This is a genomic window from Bdellovibrio sp. HCB274 (genome assembly GCF_047306075.1).
GTDB lineage: Bacteria > Bdellovibrionota > Bdellovibrionia > Bdellovibrionales > Bdellovibrionaceae > Bdellovibrio.
The window spans coordinates 850,879-868,779 of sequence record NZ_CP178623.1 but is presented as its reverse complement, the minus strand read 5'-3'; the positions used below and the strand labels follow the sequence as shown (position 1 = coordinate 868,779).

Here is a 17,901-nt window from a genome sequence, read left to right as displayed (position 1 = left end):
ACTTTTGGTAGCAATAGCGCGTCACAAGGTACGGACTTACCTGCACAGGTAAGTCCGTACCTTGTAACGAAACAAAAAAGGCAACCCGAAGGTTGCCTTTGATATTTTAAACGTAAGAACCACGTTTGATTTTTTCCAGGATCAGTTTCTCTGTTTTGATTGGATCTTTTGGATCTACAGAGAAGTAAGACTGTTGCTCGCAACGAATCTTTTCTTTGATCAACCAGCGCAGAATGTCTGCCAGGGATTTGTTTTTCTTATCCAGGAAGAACGGATCGTTTTCCAAAGCGTCTTTCGCTTTTTTCAAAGCGCGCGCCTCTGCCGGATCGGATTCCTTCACTTTGTAGTGAGGAAGATCATATTTTTTAACGTCTTCAGGCAATACACCCAGGAATCTAACGTTCGGTGCAGAGAAGTTGGAGTTACGGATCAAAGAAGCCGCAGAACCCGCTTTCAATGTACGGAAGATATTTTGCATGGTGTACGCATCGAGATCTCCGAAGAAATACATCGGAACATCAAGTTCGTCCTGAATCAATTTCGACCAACCACGAACACCGTTCGATGGAACCCCTTGAGCACCCATCACGATACAGTTGTTACGTTTCGTGAAACCCATGGATACCAGCGTATTCGCCGTACCTTCGGATTCTACGATCAAGCAGAAGTCGATTTTCTTTTTCGCCTTCAATTTCAAAGCTTGTGGTTTATTTTTTGGCTGGAATGGAGACGTACCCAAAGTTGAAAGATCGACAACAGCTTTATCACCATCGTTCAAAGTTTCAGTCACAACCAGTTGCTGGGAATAAGTCTGTCCACCACGGTCATTGGCGAAGCAGTTTAATTCCTCACGGTATACTTCAAGCATGTCGCCGATGAAATCGATGATGGAATCTGATTCAGACTGATCGTCGAAATCCAGAGGTTTCAAACGGGAGTTCCCTTTGATCAAACCTTTGCACATGTAATAAAGCTCACGCTTGGTATTTACAGAGCCGATTTCAAGGTTGTTCAAAAGAATTTCCAGAACGAAAACCACGCGGGCTAATTTTTGTACCGACGAAACGTTCAGTTCCGTACGTACAACTTTATCACCCGGAGTTAAGTAACCCACTTTGGAATTATACAAAGAGTTGTCCAGGGAAGTCTTAACAGCTTCCAGCACCGGACGTTTTGATTGCTCAAGGTCCTTCAACATCTTGTCAGCCAGAATGCGGGCTTCCTTAGGAATATCAATTTTAAGTTCGCGAACGCTAAGTAATTTTGCCATTACGCTTTTTTCCCAGTCGTTTTCTTAGTCGTAGCTGTGGCTTTTTGAGTGCCCACGGCTTTTTTCGTCGTAGATTTTTTAGTTCCCTGCGGTTCAGAAGCTTCTTCCACCAGATCTTCAGAAGAGATCACATGGATTTCCTCATCTTCATCTCCGTGAGCGATACCTTTTTTCTTTTCACGCTGTTTTTGCGCCAAAAGTTTGGATTCCGCTGCTTCCAGATCCGCCATCGCCTCTTCAGAGTCGCGGCCCAAAAGTTTTTTCAAACCTTCTTCGGCTTTTTTCTTACGGGATTCAGGCGCATTGATGATTCTTGCCAAACCTTCTACAAGGATCGGTCCGAATTGCTCGATGTGAGCCAATTTTCTTTCAAGATCAGCTTCCTTCACTTCTTTTTTGATGTGACGGGAAAGTTTTTGACCTGCCTGGATCAACGCCAGACGAATCTCTGCCACCAACTCTTCGGATGCATCGATAGTTTCTTTCGAGGCATTTTTAAATTTGATGAACGGAGACACGATAGAAACTGCAAAAATATAAGGACCCAGTGGCAAAGAGTCTTTAGGTTGACCCAAGCCATAAGTTTTCCAGTTTACAGATTCAATCGCCCAAGTGATCGCACAACCCGATTTATCGAATTGAAGCGGAACACGGTTGGCGAAACGAAGAAGTGTCACTGGAGAATCGTTCTGTTGGTTGCGGTCTTTGAAACGCGCCAACGCAACCTCAACCACCACGGGTTTAAAGTCACAAATTGTCGGTTTACGAGTCACAACTGCAAAGAAGTCGATCTCACCCAGACGAGTGATGGATTTAGAAAGCGCTTCCTCGCCCACAGTCAAAACTGACTTCGTGGAAGGTGCCATCAAATCGGTATTTTGTACTGCCTGGAACACCTTTTTGAAGTCCTCTTCCGTCAGAGCTGTCAGAGGCTTTTCAAGAAGGTTTTTTGGAAGACCTTTTTTCACGAAATCAGAGATAGATTGATCTGAAATACGGGAGAAACCAGTCTTCAAAAACTTGGACAAAGTCGTTTTACCAAACAGCGTGGAATGAGTGATGAATTCACCCAGTTTAAACGTGTGTGGATGTGGCAAAGATGCCTCTGGAACTCGTGGTACATCAGTACTTACGCGAGTCACTGTGACGAAGTCCGCTTCATTCAATTTATAAGTGATGGTCATATGAGGATTCACCAAAATGGAGCCCTCAATGTACGTCAACAGACCGCCGTCACCGTTCAGCTGAATACGTCCATCAAGAACGAATTCAACGCGGGTACCGTGATCACGATCCCAATCCATGGATTCTTTGTTTTTCAGAACACCTGTATTGGATTTGATGTCGACATCCACTTGCGCGGAGATCGCTTTACGCATTTTTTTAGTCTTTGAAACAACGTTCACACCGCGGGCATTTGTCATCTGCGCCCAAGTAGTGGCTGCAGAGATACCGATACCTTGTTGTCCGCGTGAACATTGACCGCGACCGAATTTGGAAGAGGCCAAATACTCCCCGTAAACCTTTGCCAAATCTTCGGCTTCGATTCCGGGACCGTTATCTTCGACAACGATGCGAATTAAATCAGTATTTTTAGTGGAACCAGTTCCAACTTTGGCGATTTCAACTAATAGATCCGGCAAAATACCCGCTGATTCGCAGGCATCTAATGAGTTATCTACGGCTTCTTTCAAAGTCGTCAAAACGGCTTTCAATGGAGACGAGAACCCGACTTGCTGAAGGTTCTTAGCAAAATATTCAGCTGTACTACTTTTGGTAATTTTGCTCACAGTCGCTTAGTCCTTATAACGATGTTAACGAATTTTAATACAATGACTTTGATAGCTTATTCCTAACGCAACTGGTTAAATCAAGACCAAAGGCTCAACGTCGCGCGGCGCAAATTTTTAATGTGAGGTAATCCACCTTTAACTTCCTTGATTCAAAACATAACGGGACATATGAACATTCGTTAGTATAATCGTGCAGTACGTTCTAGAATTTCAGGAAAACATGGAAAGCTCAGATTCATTATCAGCGACGTTTAAGAAACTCGCCGAATCATTTACTAATTTGATTGAGGAAGAAGGGATTGTCTTTCGCCCTTACGGGAATCCCAATCTTATTCACTTTAGTCGCCTAAATAGGGACGAACAAGAGGACGTCGTTGCCCGCGTGAGCATGTACGTTTTGGCTTGCGTTCATATGAGACAAAAAAGATTTCCTATGACGAACAATAGACTGTTCGTTGAAACGTACCTGAATACTGCCGGTTTAAATGCACGTTCTGAAGATTTGGATTTGATCCAGGACGATCACTTCATTGAAATCTACAATAAAAACGGAATGCATTTGTTCCGCTCCTTAAACATTCTGGAAATCAGCAGCTACACCTTTGAAGACCTGTGCTGTCGTCAGTGGCAACATCTTTATGAAAGACCCGCTGATGAGCAGGAAAAAATCCTGGCTGCGGCAACTCACTTCTTTCAGCTAAAAGAACCTACTCGCGTGGAAACTTCACTTCCTTTCCGGGTGATCGAAAAAGACACGCTGGAAAGACTGATTTATGATGCTGAAACCAAGTGGCTTGTCCCGGTATTCAGACAATCGTCTTTCGAGGCAGCGCTGACAATTCTGTTAGACAGAAATACCGAAGCTCTTCCGCAGTTTTTTAAACCTTAAAAATTATTCTTCAGACGGAGTAGTTTCCGTGGATTCAGACGAGTGCGCTTCTTCTGTTTGAGAAGCCACTTTTAACTCTTCCAACGCCATTTCAGCGCGGGTCTTATGGCCCTTTTTGCTGTTGCAGTCCTTGCAGGATGGAACGCAGTTATTCTTGGTGGATTTTCCGCCGCGGGCGATAGGAATCAAATGATCCATGGTCAGCTCTGCGGATTTGAATTTCTCTCCGCAGTGATAGCAAATTCCTTTGCCCAATTCCTGACGCCACCACTGGCTTTGACGTAGCTCTCGAGCCTTCGCCTTTTCCTTTTTTTGGTGAGCCTCAGGGGCTGCGCTAAAGTAATATTCCATGGGGATTTTTATAGCGGAAACACCTGTTTCCAGCAACCCACCCCCCGATTTTTACCCCTTATTTTCATCAAAATAGCCCCAAAATCGACCGTTTTTCCGGCCCTTTTTCCTTTTATTCATACATCCAGCCGTCTGGTCTGGGCAGAAACTGGACCTAAGCCAACACCCAAATGCTCAATTCTAGGGGCTTTTTTACCGATAACTTTTCTGAGAATTCTTATTTTGAGGAGTGAGTTATGTCCGTAAAAACCTTTAAAAAAGGCGAAGTCATCTTTAAGGATGGCGATAAAATCACCTCTGTCTATCTGATTCAATCAGGTGGCGCTTCTCAGTGTTTAATCCGCGGCAAAAAGAACGTTGAATTCTTCCAGTTGGGACCATCACATTTCCTGGGTGATCAGGTGATTTTGGGTGCGCAAACTCACCCGACTGCGGCAGTTGCAACGGCGGAAACCAAGGTGTTGGAAATCCCTGTTGATACTTTGAAACAAACTTACGAGGGTGCTCCGCAAATGCTGAAAGTGATTATTAAATCACTGGCAGAGCGTCTGCGCATGGGAGTGAACGAAGTTCGCTCTTCGAAACTGGAAAAAGACTCCTCTCCATGTCCTGAAGATCAGGTCGCGAAAGCCTTTGGTGCTGTTTTTCATACAGCTAATCACAAAGGTGACAGAACCACTTTACCGGGCCGGGTGATCGTTGAATGGCAAATGATGAAACAGTACGCTCAGCGCGTGATGGGTGAAAGCCCTAAACGTGTTGAACAGATCATCAACATTCTGGTGAAACAAAAACTGGCTTTGTATGAGATGGGAAAACCCGTCGACAATCCCGAGGGCGCAGATGAAATCCAGAAGGTTCACTTCCTGGATTTGAATCTGGTAGAGGCCTTCTTTGAATTCTTCCAATATTACTATTTTAAGGGTGCCGGAAAATCTGAACTATTAAGAGTGGACGAAGTCTGCCTGAATCTTTTGGATGGTCTTTTAAAAGTCACCGGTGATTCACCGGAAGTGGACCGCTTTGGTGTGACGAGTATTGAGTTTGCGAAATTTTCTGACTACTGCACGAATGAATTGGGTTTTGCCCTGAATAACGATCACTTCACCCGCTTGGAGGGTAAAGGGATCTTTATGAAGCGTCGTACAGTCGGTACTGGCGTGTTATTGCAATTTGAAATCAAGGAATTCCGTTCGATGTTGCAAAGCTGGAAAATGCTTCGCGAGATCGACAAATGGAATGAACGCGGTTACGTCGACATCAACGAAAAAGAAGAAAAGCCCAAGAAAAAAACCAACGGCCCACAATGCCCTCAATGTAACTCTGAAGTGGTTGCTGGTGCTAAATTTTGCGGAGAGTGCGGCCATAAACTGGTCAGCGCGGCATAACCATGGGTCCAGTCACTATCTTCAAAACCGTTAATAACCAAGTCCACAAAAGGTTTCTTTTGGAAACCCTGATCGCAATCGAAGGTGAAGTCCTGATCAAAGGGGATGACGACGAAAGCGAGCATGTGAATGCGGTTTCCCTGAATGACCAGGGCCAAATCCAGTGTGTGATGACCGATGGTTCGAAATTGAAATTCGGTTTGAAAAGCGTGCTGACTTGCTATTTCCGCGTGAATAACGAGAAGTACATGTTCGAAGCCACGGCTGTGCCTTTTGAAGGCGGCGTGAACCTTTCGATTTCCGATCTATTCCATTTACAAAGAAGAAAAAACTTCCGCTACACCCTGCCCTCAGGATTTCAGGCGGACTGCTTGATTGCGACATTGAATCAGCAACAATCAAATACCACCTGCCGCCTGATTGACGTTTCAACGGAAGGCTGCGCGATTTTACTGACTGCGGAAATGCCGACTTTGCGTCTGGATGACCGTGTGGAAGCCGTGATATTTTTGCAGGATCGTGAACCTATTCCGGTTCAGGGTTTTGTGAAAAATCTGCGCGTGCATGGTGACGACATGGTGATCGGACTGGAGTTCAATCATCTGGCAAACTCCAGTGAATTTGCCATCATCAGTGCCATCGTGGAAATGCAGCGCTCGGCCTTTAAAAAAGCCGGCTAATCCTATCTGCCAGGTGTGGGATAATAGAGTTTATTGTCCCACATGCCTTCATTGAAATATTGAATCTGCGCTTTTAATTTTCTAACTAACAATTCCTTACGATCAGAAGACTCGGTCAAAGGGCGCTCGCCGTTGCGATCTTCGATCGCGAACATCACCGGATCTGATTGCCCCAGGGCCCAGCGAATACGGAAGTCTTTGGCAAAAAGCTGATAGATGCCGTCGTTATAAACCACCGCCGTTTTGTCGCCATCGACAAACACCGAACTCCCCAGATAGTTTTCTTCCTTTTGTGGAAGATCCAGGAAGTCCAAAATCGTTGGCAGAATATCGATATGCTGAACCACCATCTTGGTGTCAGCTTTGGGAAACGTAAATGAAGGATGATAGAAGAAAATCGGAACTTTATAGTCCCCCACTTCGTTGGTGTACTCGGGGCGATAGTGCAATGACGTATGATCCGCAGTCACGATAAACAAAGTGTTCTTGAACCATGGCTGCTTTTCCGCCTCGGTGAAAAACTTCTGCAAAGACATGTCGGTGTACGCGATGGTTTTTAAGATCGGCAACTCGCCTTCCTTATACACATCCTGATACTGCGCTGGGATTTTAAACGGTTGATGGGAGCTGAGGGTGAAAACCGAAGTCAGGAAAGGCTGTTTGAAGCCATTCACCTGAGTCAGCATCCATTGCAAAAATGGCTCGTCCCAAATCCCCCACACGCCGTCATCGTCTTTGGAATTTCCGTACTCGTTGGCTCCGTAATATTTTTCGATACCCGCACTTTGCATAAAGGAATCAAAATACATGGTCCCGTTGTGCCCGCCGTGGAAAAAGCTGGTGGAGTATTTTTTCTCTGACAGCAAAGTGCCCAGGCCCAGGAAATAATTCGAAGTAAAATGAGAGGAAATGAAAGGCTCACTCATGAGCGCTGGAATGCCCGCCATGATTGCAGCAATTCCCTCGATCGAGCGGCGGCCATTGGCGTAGGAGTTTTCAAACACCAGGGATTTCTTCATCAGGGAATCCAGGAACGGCGTGCGCGACACTCCATCCACGGTTCCAAAATATTCCGAACCGAAACTTTCCAGCATGATGATCACGATATTTGGCGGCGTGCCCGGGCGGTGACCTGTCAGAGTGCTCCCCACCAAAGAGCCATTTAAAAGTGCCAGCATTTCATTCTTATCGCTGAAATACTTCTCGTGTTTGATGTCGTTAGCACCGTAGCTTTTGATAAAGGTGAAAGTGGAATTCAAAACCAGGTTGTTCAATAGCGGCGCGGTGAACACATTTGCATTCACGAAATTAATCGGCTTGCGTTGGAAGCCCCCGCGGATACCGATAACTGCGAAAACCAATGCGAGGAAGCACATCAAACCATGAGCTCCCCAGGCCTTCAAACTCCCCTGCCAATGCGTGGACTTAAACGGGCGACGCATAACTTTCCAGGAACAAGTTAACAACAGAGCTACAATCAGCGTGTTAACTAAAAACAAGCCTTTGTAGCTGCCGGCAAAGTTCAGCATCTTGCCCTGGGCTTCGTTCATAATAAACAAAGTGTCATAGGTAAAACGACGGCCCACGAAGTTGATGAACTCAGTATCGACCAGATTCAGAATCAAAAAGGGACCATTGATAACGCAGAAAAGCGCCCAAGTGACCTTTTCCCACGCCGAATTCCATCGTGTCGGCCAGGGAAAAAAGCTAAGCAATAACAACGGCGCGACTCCACAAAAGGCTGCCGACAAGTCGAAACGCATTCCCACAAAGAAGGCCCAAAGGATGTCAGAGACGGATTTAGAATGAAATAAATTCCAATTCCAGATCAAAAACTCGGCCCGCGCCAAGGCGTAAAAAACCATTAAAAGCAGAATCAAAGAAAAGATCTTAATCAGGCGCTGTGAATGTCCAAACATCCCCTCATCCTATTAGCGACACATAACGTCAAACAAGGCTCGACTTGTCGGGAAGCCTCTGGTACTTTCCCGCCCATGACTCAAGAGCAAATGAAACAACGTCTGGAAGAGAATTACCCGAATGGGAAAGTTGAAGTTTTCGATCTAACGGGAACTCAGGATCATTGGGAAGTTTATGTGGAAAGTTCCAAATTCGCGGGCTTAAGCCGCATCCAACAACACCAGCAAGTTATGGCCTGCTTTGGACCAGAACTTAAAACTGGTGAGGTCCATGCACTCTCCATTAAAACAAAAATAGTTTAAGATAATTATTCAATACGAGGAATTTATGACTCCAGTTCTACAAAAAATCGACGGTATCGTTAAATCGAACAAAGTTGTGCTTTTCATGAAAGGCACACAACAATTCCCAATGTGCGGTTTCTCTGCACGTGCTTGCGCAATCCTTCAGGACATCGGCGTTCAGTTTCAGGATGTGAACGTACTTGATGACGAAGAAATCCGCTCTGGTATCAAAGAGTATGGCAACTGGCCAACAATCCCTCAGTTGTATGTAAATCACCAGCTTGTTGGTGGTTCTGACATCATGATGGAAATGTACCAATCTGGCGAACTTCAGGAACTACTTAAGTAGTTCCTGTCCGCCGTAGCCATAGGCGAAGGAGGACTCAACACATGAGATGCAACGTCGCCACTTGGGACCGCACTTTAAGATTCTTTATTGGCGTAGGACTGACCGCTTACGCCATCGCCGGGGGTCCGTTCTGGACTTACATCGGTATTTACGGTCTGTTCACTGCGGCTTGGGGCTTGTGTCCCATCTACGCATTCTTTAGAATAAGAACATTGAAAGACTTTTACCGGCCCGTTCACGACCAGGAATAGGATTACACCATGGCACCAGCTTCTCTCCTCGAACTTGATAGCTTTCTAAAAAAAGACCAAATCAAAACCGACGAGGAAAGTTTAAAATACTGGGGCAAGGATTGGACGACCTATTTCGATATCAAAGCTTCTGCCATCGTTTTCCCCCACACTACTGAACAAGTTGCCTCCCTGGTAAAATGGGCTCGCAAAAACAAAATGGGCCTGGTTCCTTCTGGTGGGCGTACTGGTTTATCCGGTGCCGCTGTGGCAACGCAAGGTGAAGTGATCGTCTCTTTTGATCAAATGAACAAAATCAAAGACTTCAGCTCCATTGACCAGACGGTGGTGATCGAAGCTGGCGTCGTGACTGAAACTTTGCAGGAGTACGCTCACTCGAAAAATCTGTTTTACCCGGTTGATTTTGCAGCTACGGGCTCTTCGCAAATGGGCGGAAATATTTCCACCAATGCGGGCGGGATCAAAGTCGTTCGCTATGGTTTGACTCGCGACTGGGTTGCAGGATTAAAAGTAGTGACCGGCACTGGCGAAGTTTTGGAGCTGAATAACGGACTGGTGAAAAATGCCACAGGATATGACCTGCGCCATTTGTTCATCGGCGCGGAAGGTACTTTAGGATTTATCACTGAAGCAACTATTCGTCTGGCACCGGCTCCGCCGCCAATGAAAGTACTGGTTATGGCTGTTAGCGGCCTTGAAGCCGTGATGAAGATTTTTGGAAAATTTAAAACTCAGACGCCATTGGTGGCGTTTGAAATGTTCTCGGATAAAGCATTGGCCAAGGTTCTGGATAACACCGGATTGCCAATGCCGTTGGAAACGCAGGCGTCTTTTTATGTTTTGGCCGAGGTGGAAATCCGCTCCGAAGCTGACGAGGAAAAAGCGCTGGAAGTCTTCGGTCAATGTGCTGAAGATGGCTGGGTGGTTGATGGCGTGATCTCGCAATCCGACACTCAGGCGACGACCTTCTGGAGATATCGCGAAGACATCTCTGAGTCCCTGGCAAAGTACTCCCCGTACAAGAACGATATCTCCGTGGCGATTTCCAAAGTTCCGCCGTTCATGGCTGATCTGGAAAAAGTTTTATCCGGCGCATACCCAACGTGGGAAGTTGTTTGGTTTGGTCACATCGGTGATGGCAATCTGCATATCAATATTTTGCGCCCACCAGGCATGAGTAAAGAAGAATTCGTTCAGGAGTGCCGCAAAGTTGACGTGATGGTGTTTGATGCTGTTAAAAAGTATCAGGGCTCGATCAGTGCGGAGCACGGTGTGGGTTTGACCAAGAAGTCCTTCCTGAACTACACCCGCTCCAATGCCGAAATTGAACTGATGAAAGGGATTAAGAAGGTATTCGATCCCGACAACATCATGAATCCAGGAAAAGTTATTTAACTAAAAAGGCCACTTCAAAAGAGTGGCCTTTTTTAGTTTAAAACGGCACGGCAAAACCAAATTCATTCAAAACAAAGTTACTCATCACTTTAAAATCCAGGCGGAAATCACGGGACTTATAAAGTGCCGTCGTAAAGTGCACAAAAGGCATCGGCATGATATCCACTGAATGACCGCCTAAGTTTGTCATGAACTTCATTCTATAACCGTCAATCTCCCAGCACTCCGTCACTTCTTTGCGCCCATCAAAGTAGGTCTCGCAGGTTTTAGGAGTCTGTCGCGCATAGACTCCAAAGGTCACTCCCCACTGCGTGCGATCAGAAACTTTAAAAGTTTCACCGATTTGCAAAGCCCCCGCGGGATTGTCATAACAGTCCTTGACAAAAGCCGCGAGCACCGTAAGTCCGTTGGAAGCGACATACTCAAGCCCCACGCCCGGCGTGATCACAGTGTTGCCTTTGCCATCCACTTTGTGGGGCATGTAGCCCGAAGCATTTGGTCCCGGAGAAACTCCATGCACTACAAAGGAAGGCATCACCAGACTCAAACCCTGCAATGGATTTTTTCGCGTCACTAACTTTTCGGAATAACTTGAAGACTGATATCCGGCCGCCCATCCTGCGGAACTGAAACTGGTCATTAGAACCAAAAGCGAAATCCATTTCGCTGAATCCATTCGGACCCCCTGTATGTGGGACACATTCAGGAAGGACCCGGTTAAATGGAATTATTTCAATATTGCCGGAACTCGACAGAATTGGGCGTCAGATACTTTGAGTAAATCTTTTTTAAGGTGCCGTCGGCTTCCATAACTTTCATGGTGCCGGTAATTAATTCCACGTCCCGTGATGACATACGACGGGTTGAATACACATAACCCACTTGAGTTTTTGTTTTCCTATCGACCAATCGCTCTGTAATACCAGTCATTTTCAATTTGTCGATATAGTAAAGTGTTGTGCCCGTCGAAAACAAAACAGCCTGAACACGCCCATTCTTAAGCATCCTGAATAAGCCTTCAGGATTCGGCGCACCGACTGTGCGTCCTTCGGCATTGAGTGATGCCAATTCTTCAGGTGTCCACATCGAGTGAGATCCAATCATCACGCCCACGCGCATTTTTTTGTCGTTCAAAAGATCCTGAATGCTGTCGTAGTTCTTTTTCAAAGATCGCAAATACGTCAAGGATCTTTCTGCTTCGTACAGCGGAACAAAGACGCCGATATTGTCGAATTCAAATTTGGAGCCCGCCATGAAGAATAAATCCATCTTTCCCTGTCGCATTCGGGAGATAGCAGCAGGTCGTGTAAATTCATTTTCAGAAAAAATACAACCGGTGCGACGACTGAGTTCCCGCGCCAAATCAATGGCGATACCGCTACGCTGACCTTTCTCGCGAATAAAGATCGGCGCATAGTCAGAAAATCCCACTTCATAAGTACGACTGCAGGGTTCATTCCCTGCCGCTGCTCTTACATCGAAGGACACTAAAAAAACCAAGCAAAGAAACAGAATGGAATGCATAGTTCCACTATAACGGAAGCGAGGAACTCTATCAGTCCAATTGAAGTATGTTTTACGGCAATACTAATTGATCAGCGGAGAAACACATCTAAATCCGTGTCCCCCGTCAGCATGAGAAGTGTCGTAATCGAAATCCGTGGCAAAAACACTGGTCTGTTGTCCGTTGCTGGCACTGCCACCGCGAAACAAAGCACTGGCAGGTCTGGCATCGTTAATCCAGGCTTTACCAAAACCGCAATACTCATTTCCCCCGGCTGGCGCCAGACAACTGATTCCCACGGCCCCCATCAGGCTTTTAAAATAAGTGCCGTCAGCAATACTTGCGATAAGATCGTTGGTACCCGTGTAGGTATCTGGATAAGTGTATTTAACACCTTCCCATGCACCGCCGGAAAAATCCCACAACACAGAACCGTTAGACAGCTTATGAGTGCGTTTAAAATTATGCCAAACAGAATCCGAGCAAGTTGCCGTAGCACCAGGATAAGTAAAGCCTGACAGGTTCGCGCAGGCATAATTGTCATTGGCATCAGCAGGTTCCTGATCACCGCTGCTGCGATTGCCCTGATTCAATTGGCCCGAGCCCACGGTTCCAGTATTCCAGTTTGTCGCCACCCCTGCGATATTTCGGGCAATCACATTCCACTGGGCATTGCTTACCAGATCATATCCACTGCCTAAAGACTGACAGGTCGTCAGCATTTGAGGCTGAGTGATTTGTCTCCAGGATGTCCCCGCGGGACGCGATTCTGCCACGAATGCCGGGCTATAAGCCTGGTATCCATCGTCATCACCCAGAATTTTCATTTCGTATTTGGCAACACAGAACTCGTTTTGCAACGTCCCGTTTTCACCCGGCACCAAAACATAATTCAAAGGACACAAAGCTCCCGTCGAAATTTTCCAGGTTGTGGAATAGGTACCAACAGTCAAAGTCGATGTGCGCGTTCCCGACGTCAGAGAATTCATCTTTAATGAAAAAACATTTCCAGAGCTTGCAACAAGACTTGTGCCGGCTGCACTCCAATCCGCGCAAGGTGAAATACAAACTTTAGCGCCGTTGGTTGCCGCTACGTTCACCGAACTTCCCACACCACCCACTGTGAAACTCGAACTTTCATACTCGGTTGAGAGCGCTGCATTTTCAATTGAAGCAAGATACTGGGGAAGCACAGTGGCGGTCCAGACAGTCGACACCGTCGCTGAAGAGTTTGTGGCTTTGTCGCGGGATTGAACTTCCAGTCGATAACTTACGCCATCGGCCAAAGTCAGTCCCGTCGCTTGCACGATATTTCCAGTGCCCAGACTTGTCCATGCCTGCATAACCTGCGAGTCACTGACACGCACCACTCGGCCGTAATAATCCAAGAACCCAGAGTGAGTCGCATCGGCAGCTTCATTGCTGACAGAATTCTTAACGTAAAGTTTCGGGGAATAAGATATGGTGCCCACTCCCTCGGCCCCCGCGATAAGTTCAATGGCTGGCACCGCACTCGCAGTTGAATCCAACACTGCACTTAAAGTCACACAAGATGATTCGTGGGAAAACCGATCCCGAAATTTGACTGAAATATCCTTCACGCCCTCACCAGCAGTCAGCGCCCAGATTTTACTGGCGGCAAAGTCTTCATAGCTTCCAGTCGAACAGTTCGCATTGTTCGACAATTGCATTTGATAAAGTGTCGGATCGGTGGCGGCTAAGGTGAAAACCGGCGTCGGACTTTTCACAAACTTCACCAAACCCGCATCCACATAATCGGCCGTAACTGCAATCGACGCTGCTGTTGGCGCACTGGTATCAAGGGTTACCTGGGTGGCGACACAATCCGTGGCAGAACCGCCCGAATCACGAAACTGAACAGAAATATTTTTAAGCCCATCACCTGCAGGCAGGGCATAAGCAGCCACGCTGGAAGAATAGCTGATCCACGAACCACCAGAGCAATTTGCGTTGTCTGTGATTTTCATTTCGAGTGGTGTCATCGTAGCAACCGAGAATGACAGTGTGGGAGTGTCATCGTCTGTATAATTTTGACCAGCGACATCCACAGCACTGGCTACGGCAATACTAACGGGCCCCATTGCAGATTCCGATCCAAACTTTTGGACTGAAAGCTCCAATGTGCAGCCACATAAACTAATAAGCAGCGCAGAGTATTTGAAAACTGCCTTAAGATATAAATTCACCGATACGACCCCAGAATTGATGAGGTATTTATCGGCCCATTCGCGGGGGCGCTGAATCGATTTTCCCACTCTGAGACAAGGATTTTTACAGAAACTTCACAAATTTCCAAATAAGTCCGAAGCTCAGATTTCCATGCAAATTAACAGGAAGGAGCGTTCTGTCCGAATGGACCGTTACCATTCTATCGATGCCCTATATAATTTCAGGCTATGAGACAAATAAGCATCTGTGTATTACTCACTTTAATCGCGTGCACCTCGTGGTGCCGCACGGTAAAGGTTCACGCCTTTTTTTGGAGTGATAAAATTGAAGCACAGATCGCCATGCGCGCAGGACTGGAACAACAGTTTCAGCACTACAACGCCGAATCCTCTGAACTAAAATTTGAAATTACTCCGTATGTTGCAGGCGATGGCCGGGAAGGAATTTTAAATCAGATCAAGCAACTGGAACAGGCCATTCCCACCAAACCCGATGCCATCGTCATCCAACCCCCAGATTTATCAACTGCCAGCAAAGCCCTGCAGGAGGCAAATGCCGCCGATATTCCGGTATTTAGTTTTGACCAGTACATCATGTTGGGAAACCTGACTTCGTACATCGCCAGCGACAATTACCAGGCTGGTTGGGACAATGGAATTTACATCGATTCTCTGATCCCCAAAGATCAGGAAATAAAAATTGTTCTGGTAGAGTACCTGCGTGTTTCAGCCGTCATCAATCGCGTTGACGGATTCTTTGATGCACTTAGATCCAAACGACGAAAGTTCACCGTTCTAAAACGCTACGAAGGTATCACCCCCGAATCCGGTGTGGAGATTGCCGAAAGTTTTCTTAAGGACTTCCCCCGCAAAAAAAGTGTGGATGTGATTTTCACAGTGAATGACGGCGCGGGCCTGGCCATATCCAACATCCTTTGGGATAAAGGACGAAAAGAAATTCTTCACGCCACTTTCGACGGCGATCCCAAAGCGGTTGAAAATGTTCGTAACCGAAAACTGACGGTGATAAATTCCTCCCAGTATTGTGCAGAGATCGGCCGCGAAACAGCCCGTCAGGTTATCAACTATTTCGAAAAGAAACCCGTTACTCCCCAAGTGCTGATCCCGACCTATCCTGTTACCAAGAAAAGCCTGGAGGGCTTCAAAGGGTGGCTGAGCACGCCCTCGGAATCACCGCACTCCGAGGAATTTAAAATTCCCCATAAAGCCGCCTCTGCCCTTTCCAAGGATGCAAAAACAAAAACAGTTATCCGCGTGGGAATCGCGCCCTATTGTCCTTATCTTTGCGAAAAAGGCACGAACTCCTGGAGCGGATATCTTTATGACATTCTAAGCAGTGTCGCCAAAAACGGAAATTTCAAGGTTCAAATTGTCAGTCTGTCTAATGATGATTTGCCTAAAGCTCTTTTGGCAAATCGGGTGGATTACATCATTCTGCCCAGCTATCTTGTACGCTATCAGCCGGAATTTCAAACCACAGGGCCCAAGCTGGGCGTGACCTTCACCGGTGCACTCTTCACTCCTGGTGTGCGTATGCGGGTCGTGGACAAGGAATCCCTGACTGACATGCGAATCGCCTTCGCACGCTTGGGTCAGGAAAATGAATTAAAACTGGATCCCGATGAGTTTAAGAAATCCATTAAAATCGAAGGCACCGATGTCGCCGATCGCATGATTAAAACCATCGGAGAACGCCGCGTGGACCTGGCACTGGGTGATTACAATGTTTTGCGCTATACGATGCTTCGCCGCCAGCACATGAACCTGGAGCTGCAGCCCACGTCACTGACGGGATTTAACAGCTTAAGCCTGGTGGAGCTTCCCGGAAAAACCAGTCCTGTGAACTTTCCAGAACTTCTTGGTGAGTGGATGGCCGCGGCCCGCGCGGATGGGCAAATGAACAAGATTCTGCGCAAATATAATCTTTTGGACTGGAAGTACTATCGATGAAAAAAGGCCCTGATTTCTCAGAGCCTTTCTGCATTTAATTTTTTATCTATAAATTACTGGCAGCTTGCAGTTACTACGTAGCCAGCGCCACGGTAAACTGTAACTGTACGGCAAGTAAGACCTTGCTCTGTGCAACTTGCGATCGGAGTGATTTTGTCGTTTTGAACCATGAAGACGTTGTTCTTTTCACACCAAGAGATATATTCAACCGGGCTTTCGCTTTGACCGTAACCTTCGTAAGCAGGAACAGTAAAAGCCAGCGCAGGAGCTGCAGCAACAAAAGACAAAGCCATCAAAACAGATTTCACAGAAACCCCCAAAAGTTATTAAAGAGGTCCGTGTGTACCACGGGATACCGGATGCCTACAACCCCACATGCAAAAATGATAGAGATGTAAGCAGGAATTTCCTAATACACGACTCGCGTTCGGATTGAACGACTCAACTTGCCTATTTGTTCAGCTAAAGCCTGCACTTGTGTGGCATGAACGTCCATGACCAGGTAACCGATCTCGGGATCCGTCGACAGGTACTGCCCCTCGATATTGGCGCCGGCTTTGGAAATAATTCCATTGATCTCCCCCAGCACCCCGGGTTCGTTGCGGTGGACGTTCAATAGGCGCGACGTCCCCTGCTTAACCGGCAAGTCCACGTTCGGGAAGTTCACAGCGCCGGAAGACGACCCAATTCGCAGGTAACGACGGAAACTTTCAGCGACTTCCAGGCCGATAGCGTACTGAGCTTCCTCAGTACTGCCGCCAATGTGCGGGGTCAGAATCACATTGGGAAGTCCCTGCAATGGAGAGGAAAACTTAACCTTGTTGGACGCAGGCTCCTCTGGGAAAACGTCAATCGCACATCCCGCGATATGTTTCGATTTCAGGGCCTCCACCAGATCTTCGATGACCACCACAGTTCCACGGCTGGCGTTGATAACGTGGGCCCCTTTTTTCATGGCCATTAATTCTTTTTTGGAAATCATGTCCTTGGTTTCAGGGGTTTCTGGAACATGCAAAGTTACAAAATCCGACTCGGCCAAAAGTTCGTTTAGTGTGGCTTTGCCGACGGCATTGCCTAACGGAAGTTTTTTAACGATGTCATAGAAAATAACCTTAAGCCCCATGGATTCGGCCAGAACGCTGACCTGGCTTCCGATATGGCCATATCCAACAATCCCCAGGGTCTTACCACGAACTTCGTGGGCACCCTCTGCAGATTTCACCCAACCACCCTGATGAGCCTGGGTATTGCGATCGCCCAACTGACGGGACAAAGAAATCATCTCGGCAATAACAAGTTCCGCAACGGAGCGTGTGTTCGAGTGAGGCGCATTAAATACCGGCACTCCCCATTTTCGCGCATTTTTCAAATCCACCTGATTGGTGCCGATGCAAAAGCAGCCGATCGTTAAAAGATGTTTGTTGGCTTCCAAAACTTTTTGCGTGATCTCAGTTTTTGAACGAATTCCCAAGATTTGATACTGAGGCAGAATTTGCATCAACTCTTCTTCGGATGGCGAGTGCGTCAGCAAATCCACCTTGAAACCTTCTTCCGAAAGTTTGTCCTTAGCCACGGCGTGGATGTTTTCTGTTAAAAGAATCTTTAGCTCACTCACTGATGCCTCCAAAAACACTGCGATAGGATCGCAGACGCTTTGGTTATTTTAA

General features: G+C 46.8%; 17 protein-coding genes. 8 read left to right on the top strand and 9 right to left on the bottom strand.

Features of this window, described 5'->3' with window-relative positions; translation table 11 throughout:
• Positions 1-106: 106 nt before the first annotated feature.
• On the bottom strand, positions 107-1,270 hold the full coding sequence (locus tag ACLWNV_RS04315) for a DNA topoisomerase VI (protein ID WP_413586672.1): 1,164 nt from the start codon (positions 1,268-1,270) through the stop codon (positions 107-109).
• Positions 1,270-3,060: a DNA topoisomerase VI subunit B gene (locus ACLWNV_RS04310; RefSeq protein ID WP_413586671.1), complete on the bottom strand. Its 1,791-nt coding sequence runs from the start codon at positions 3,058-3,060 to the stop codon at positions 1,270-1,272. The genes ACLWNV_RS04315 and ACLWNV_RS04310 overlap by 1 nt, the downstream gene beginning before the upstream one ends.
• 436 nt (positions 3,061-3,496) lie before the next feature.
• Between ACLWNV_RS04310 and ACLWNV_RS04305 the strand changes: the two genes are divergently transcribed.
• Positions 3,497-3,952 carry a hypothetical protein gene (locus tag ACLWNV_RS04305; RefSeq protein ID WP_413586670.1) on the top strand — a complete coding sequence of 152 codons (456 nt, stop codon included), beginning with the start codon at positions 3,497-3,499 and terminating at the stop codon, positions 3,950-3,952.
• 3 nt (positions 3,953-3,955) lie between these two features.
• Here the strand turns inward: ACLWNV_RS04305 and ACLWNV_RS04300 are convergent, their stop codons facing one another.
• Positions 3,956-4,303: an HNH endonuclease gene (locus ACLWNV_RS04300; RefSeq protein ID WP_413586669.1), complete on the bottom strand. Its 348-nt coding sequence runs from the start codon at positions 4,301-4,303 to the stop codon at positions 3,956-3,958.
• Positions 4,304-4,539: 236 nt separating this feature from the next.
• On the opposite strand from ACLWNV_RS04300, the gene ACLWNV_RS04295 reads away from it, so the two are divergent.
• Positions 4,540-5,691, top strand: coding sequence for a cyclic nucleotide-binding domain-containing protein (locus ACLWNV_RS04295; RefSeq protein WP_413586668.1), 1,152 nt, complete (start codon positions 4,540-4,542; stop codon positions 5,689-5,691).
• A 59-nt stretch (positions 5,692-5,750) separates the two neighbouring features.
• Positions 5,751-6,371, top strand: coding sequence for a PilZ domain-containing protein (locus ACLWNV_RS04290; RefSeq protein WP_413586667.1), 621 nt, complete (start codon positions 5,751-5,753; stop codon positions 6,369-6,371).
• Between the two features lie 2 nt (positions 6,372-6,373).
• Here ACLWNV_RS04290 and ACLWNV_RS04285 read toward each other — a convergent pair whose 3' ends face one another.
• Complete coding sequence (locus tag ACLWNV_RS04285) at positions 6,374-8,290, bottom strand: LTA synthase family protein (protein WP_413586666.1); 1,917 nt, start codon at positions 8,288-8,290, stop codon at positions 6,374-6,376.
• Here ACLWNV_RS04285 and ACLWNV_RS04280 point away from each other — a divergent pair.
• From ACLWNV_RS04280 to ACLWNV_RS04265, 4 genes are read left to right on the top strand one after another with little or no spacing between them, the layout of a single operon-like run.
• Positions 8,279-8,593: a BolA/IbaG family iron-sulfur metabolism protein gene (locus tag ACLWNV_RS04280; RefSeq protein ID WP_413586665.1), complete on the top strand. Its 315-nt coding sequence runs from the start codon at positions 8,279-8,281 to the stop codon at positions 8,591-8,593. The two genes, ACLWNV_RS04285 and ACLWNV_RS04280, sit on opposite strands and share 12 nt — an antisense overlap.
• Positions 8,594-8,618: 25 nt before the next feature.
• Complete coding sequence (grxD, locus tag ACLWNV_RS04275) at positions 8,619-8,924, top strand: Grx4 family monothiol glutaredoxin (RefSeq protein ID WP_413586664.1); 306 nt, start codon at positions 8,619-8,621, stop codon at positions 8,922-8,924.
• Between the two features lie 41 nt (positions 8,925-8,965).
• A complete protein-coding gene (locus ACLWNV_RS04270; protein ID WP_413586663.1) occupies positions 8,966-9,175 on the top strand; it encodes a DUF2892 domain-containing protein in 210 nt (69 codons plus the stop codon).
• 9 nt (positions 9,176-9,184) lie between these two features.
• Positions 9,185-10,570 (top strand): FAD-binding oxidoreductase, encoded by a 1,386-nt coding sequence (locus ACLWNV_RS04265; RefSeq protein ID WP_413586662.1) that lies wholly within the window; start codon positions 9,185-9,187, stop codon positions 10,568-10,570.
• Between the two features lie 37 nt (positions 10,571-10,607).
• Here the strand turns inward: ACLWNV_RS04265 and ACLWNV_RS04260 are convergent, their stop codons facing one another.
• The 3 genes from ACLWNV_RS04260 to ACLWNV_RS04250 form a co-directional block, all read right to left on the bottom strand.
• Positions 10,608-11,246 carry a hypothetical protein gene (locus ACLWNV_RS04260; protein ID WP_413586661.1) on the bottom strand — a complete coding sequence of 213 codons (639 nt, stop codon included), beginning with the start codon at positions 11,244-11,246 and terminating at the stop codon, positions 10,608-10,610.
• 56 nt (positions 11,247-11,302) lie between these two features.
• The gene (locus ACLWNV_RS04255) at positions 11,303-12,094 is read right to left on the bottom strand and encodes a substrate-binding periplasmic protein (RefSeq protein ID WP_413586660.1); all 792 of its coding nucleotides are present in this window, start codon (positions 12,092-12,094) and stop codon (positions 11,303-11,305) included.
• 63 nt (positions 12,095-12,157) lie between these two features.
• The gene (locus ACLWNV_RS04250; protein ID WP_413586659.1) at positions 12,158-14,281 is read right to left on the bottom strand and encodes a hypothetical protein; all 2,124 of its coding nucleotides are present in this window, start codon (positions 14,279-14,281) and stop codon (positions 12,158-12,160) included.
• Positions 14,282-14,491: 210 nt separating this feature from the next.
• Between ACLWNV_RS04250 and ACLWNV_RS04245 the strand changes: the two genes are divergently transcribed.
• The gene (locus ACLWNV_RS04245) at positions 14,492-16,234 is read left to right on the top strand and encodes a substrate-binding domain-containing protein (protein ID WP_413586658.1); all 1,743 of its coding nucleotides are present in this window, start codon (positions 14,492-14,494) and stop codon (positions 16,232-16,234) included.
• A gap of 53 nt (positions 16,235-16,287) precedes the next feature.
• On the opposite strand, the gene ACLWNV_RS04240 is transcribed toward ACLWNV_RS04245, so the two are convergent.
• Positions 16,288-16,542, bottom strand: a complete 255-nt coding sequence (locus tag ACLWNV_RS04240) for a hypothetical protein (RefSeq protein ID WP_413586657.1) — start codon at positions 16,540-16,542, stop codon at positions 16,288-16,290.
• Between the two features lie 101 nt (positions 16,543-16,643).
• Positions 16,644-17,849, bottom strand: coding sequence for a phosphoglycerate dehydrogenase (gene serA / locus ACLWNV_RS04235; protein WP_413586655.1), 1,206 nt, complete (start codon positions 17,847-17,849; stop codon positions 16,644-16,646).
• Between the last annotated feature and the right edge of the window lie 52 nt (positions 17,850-17,901).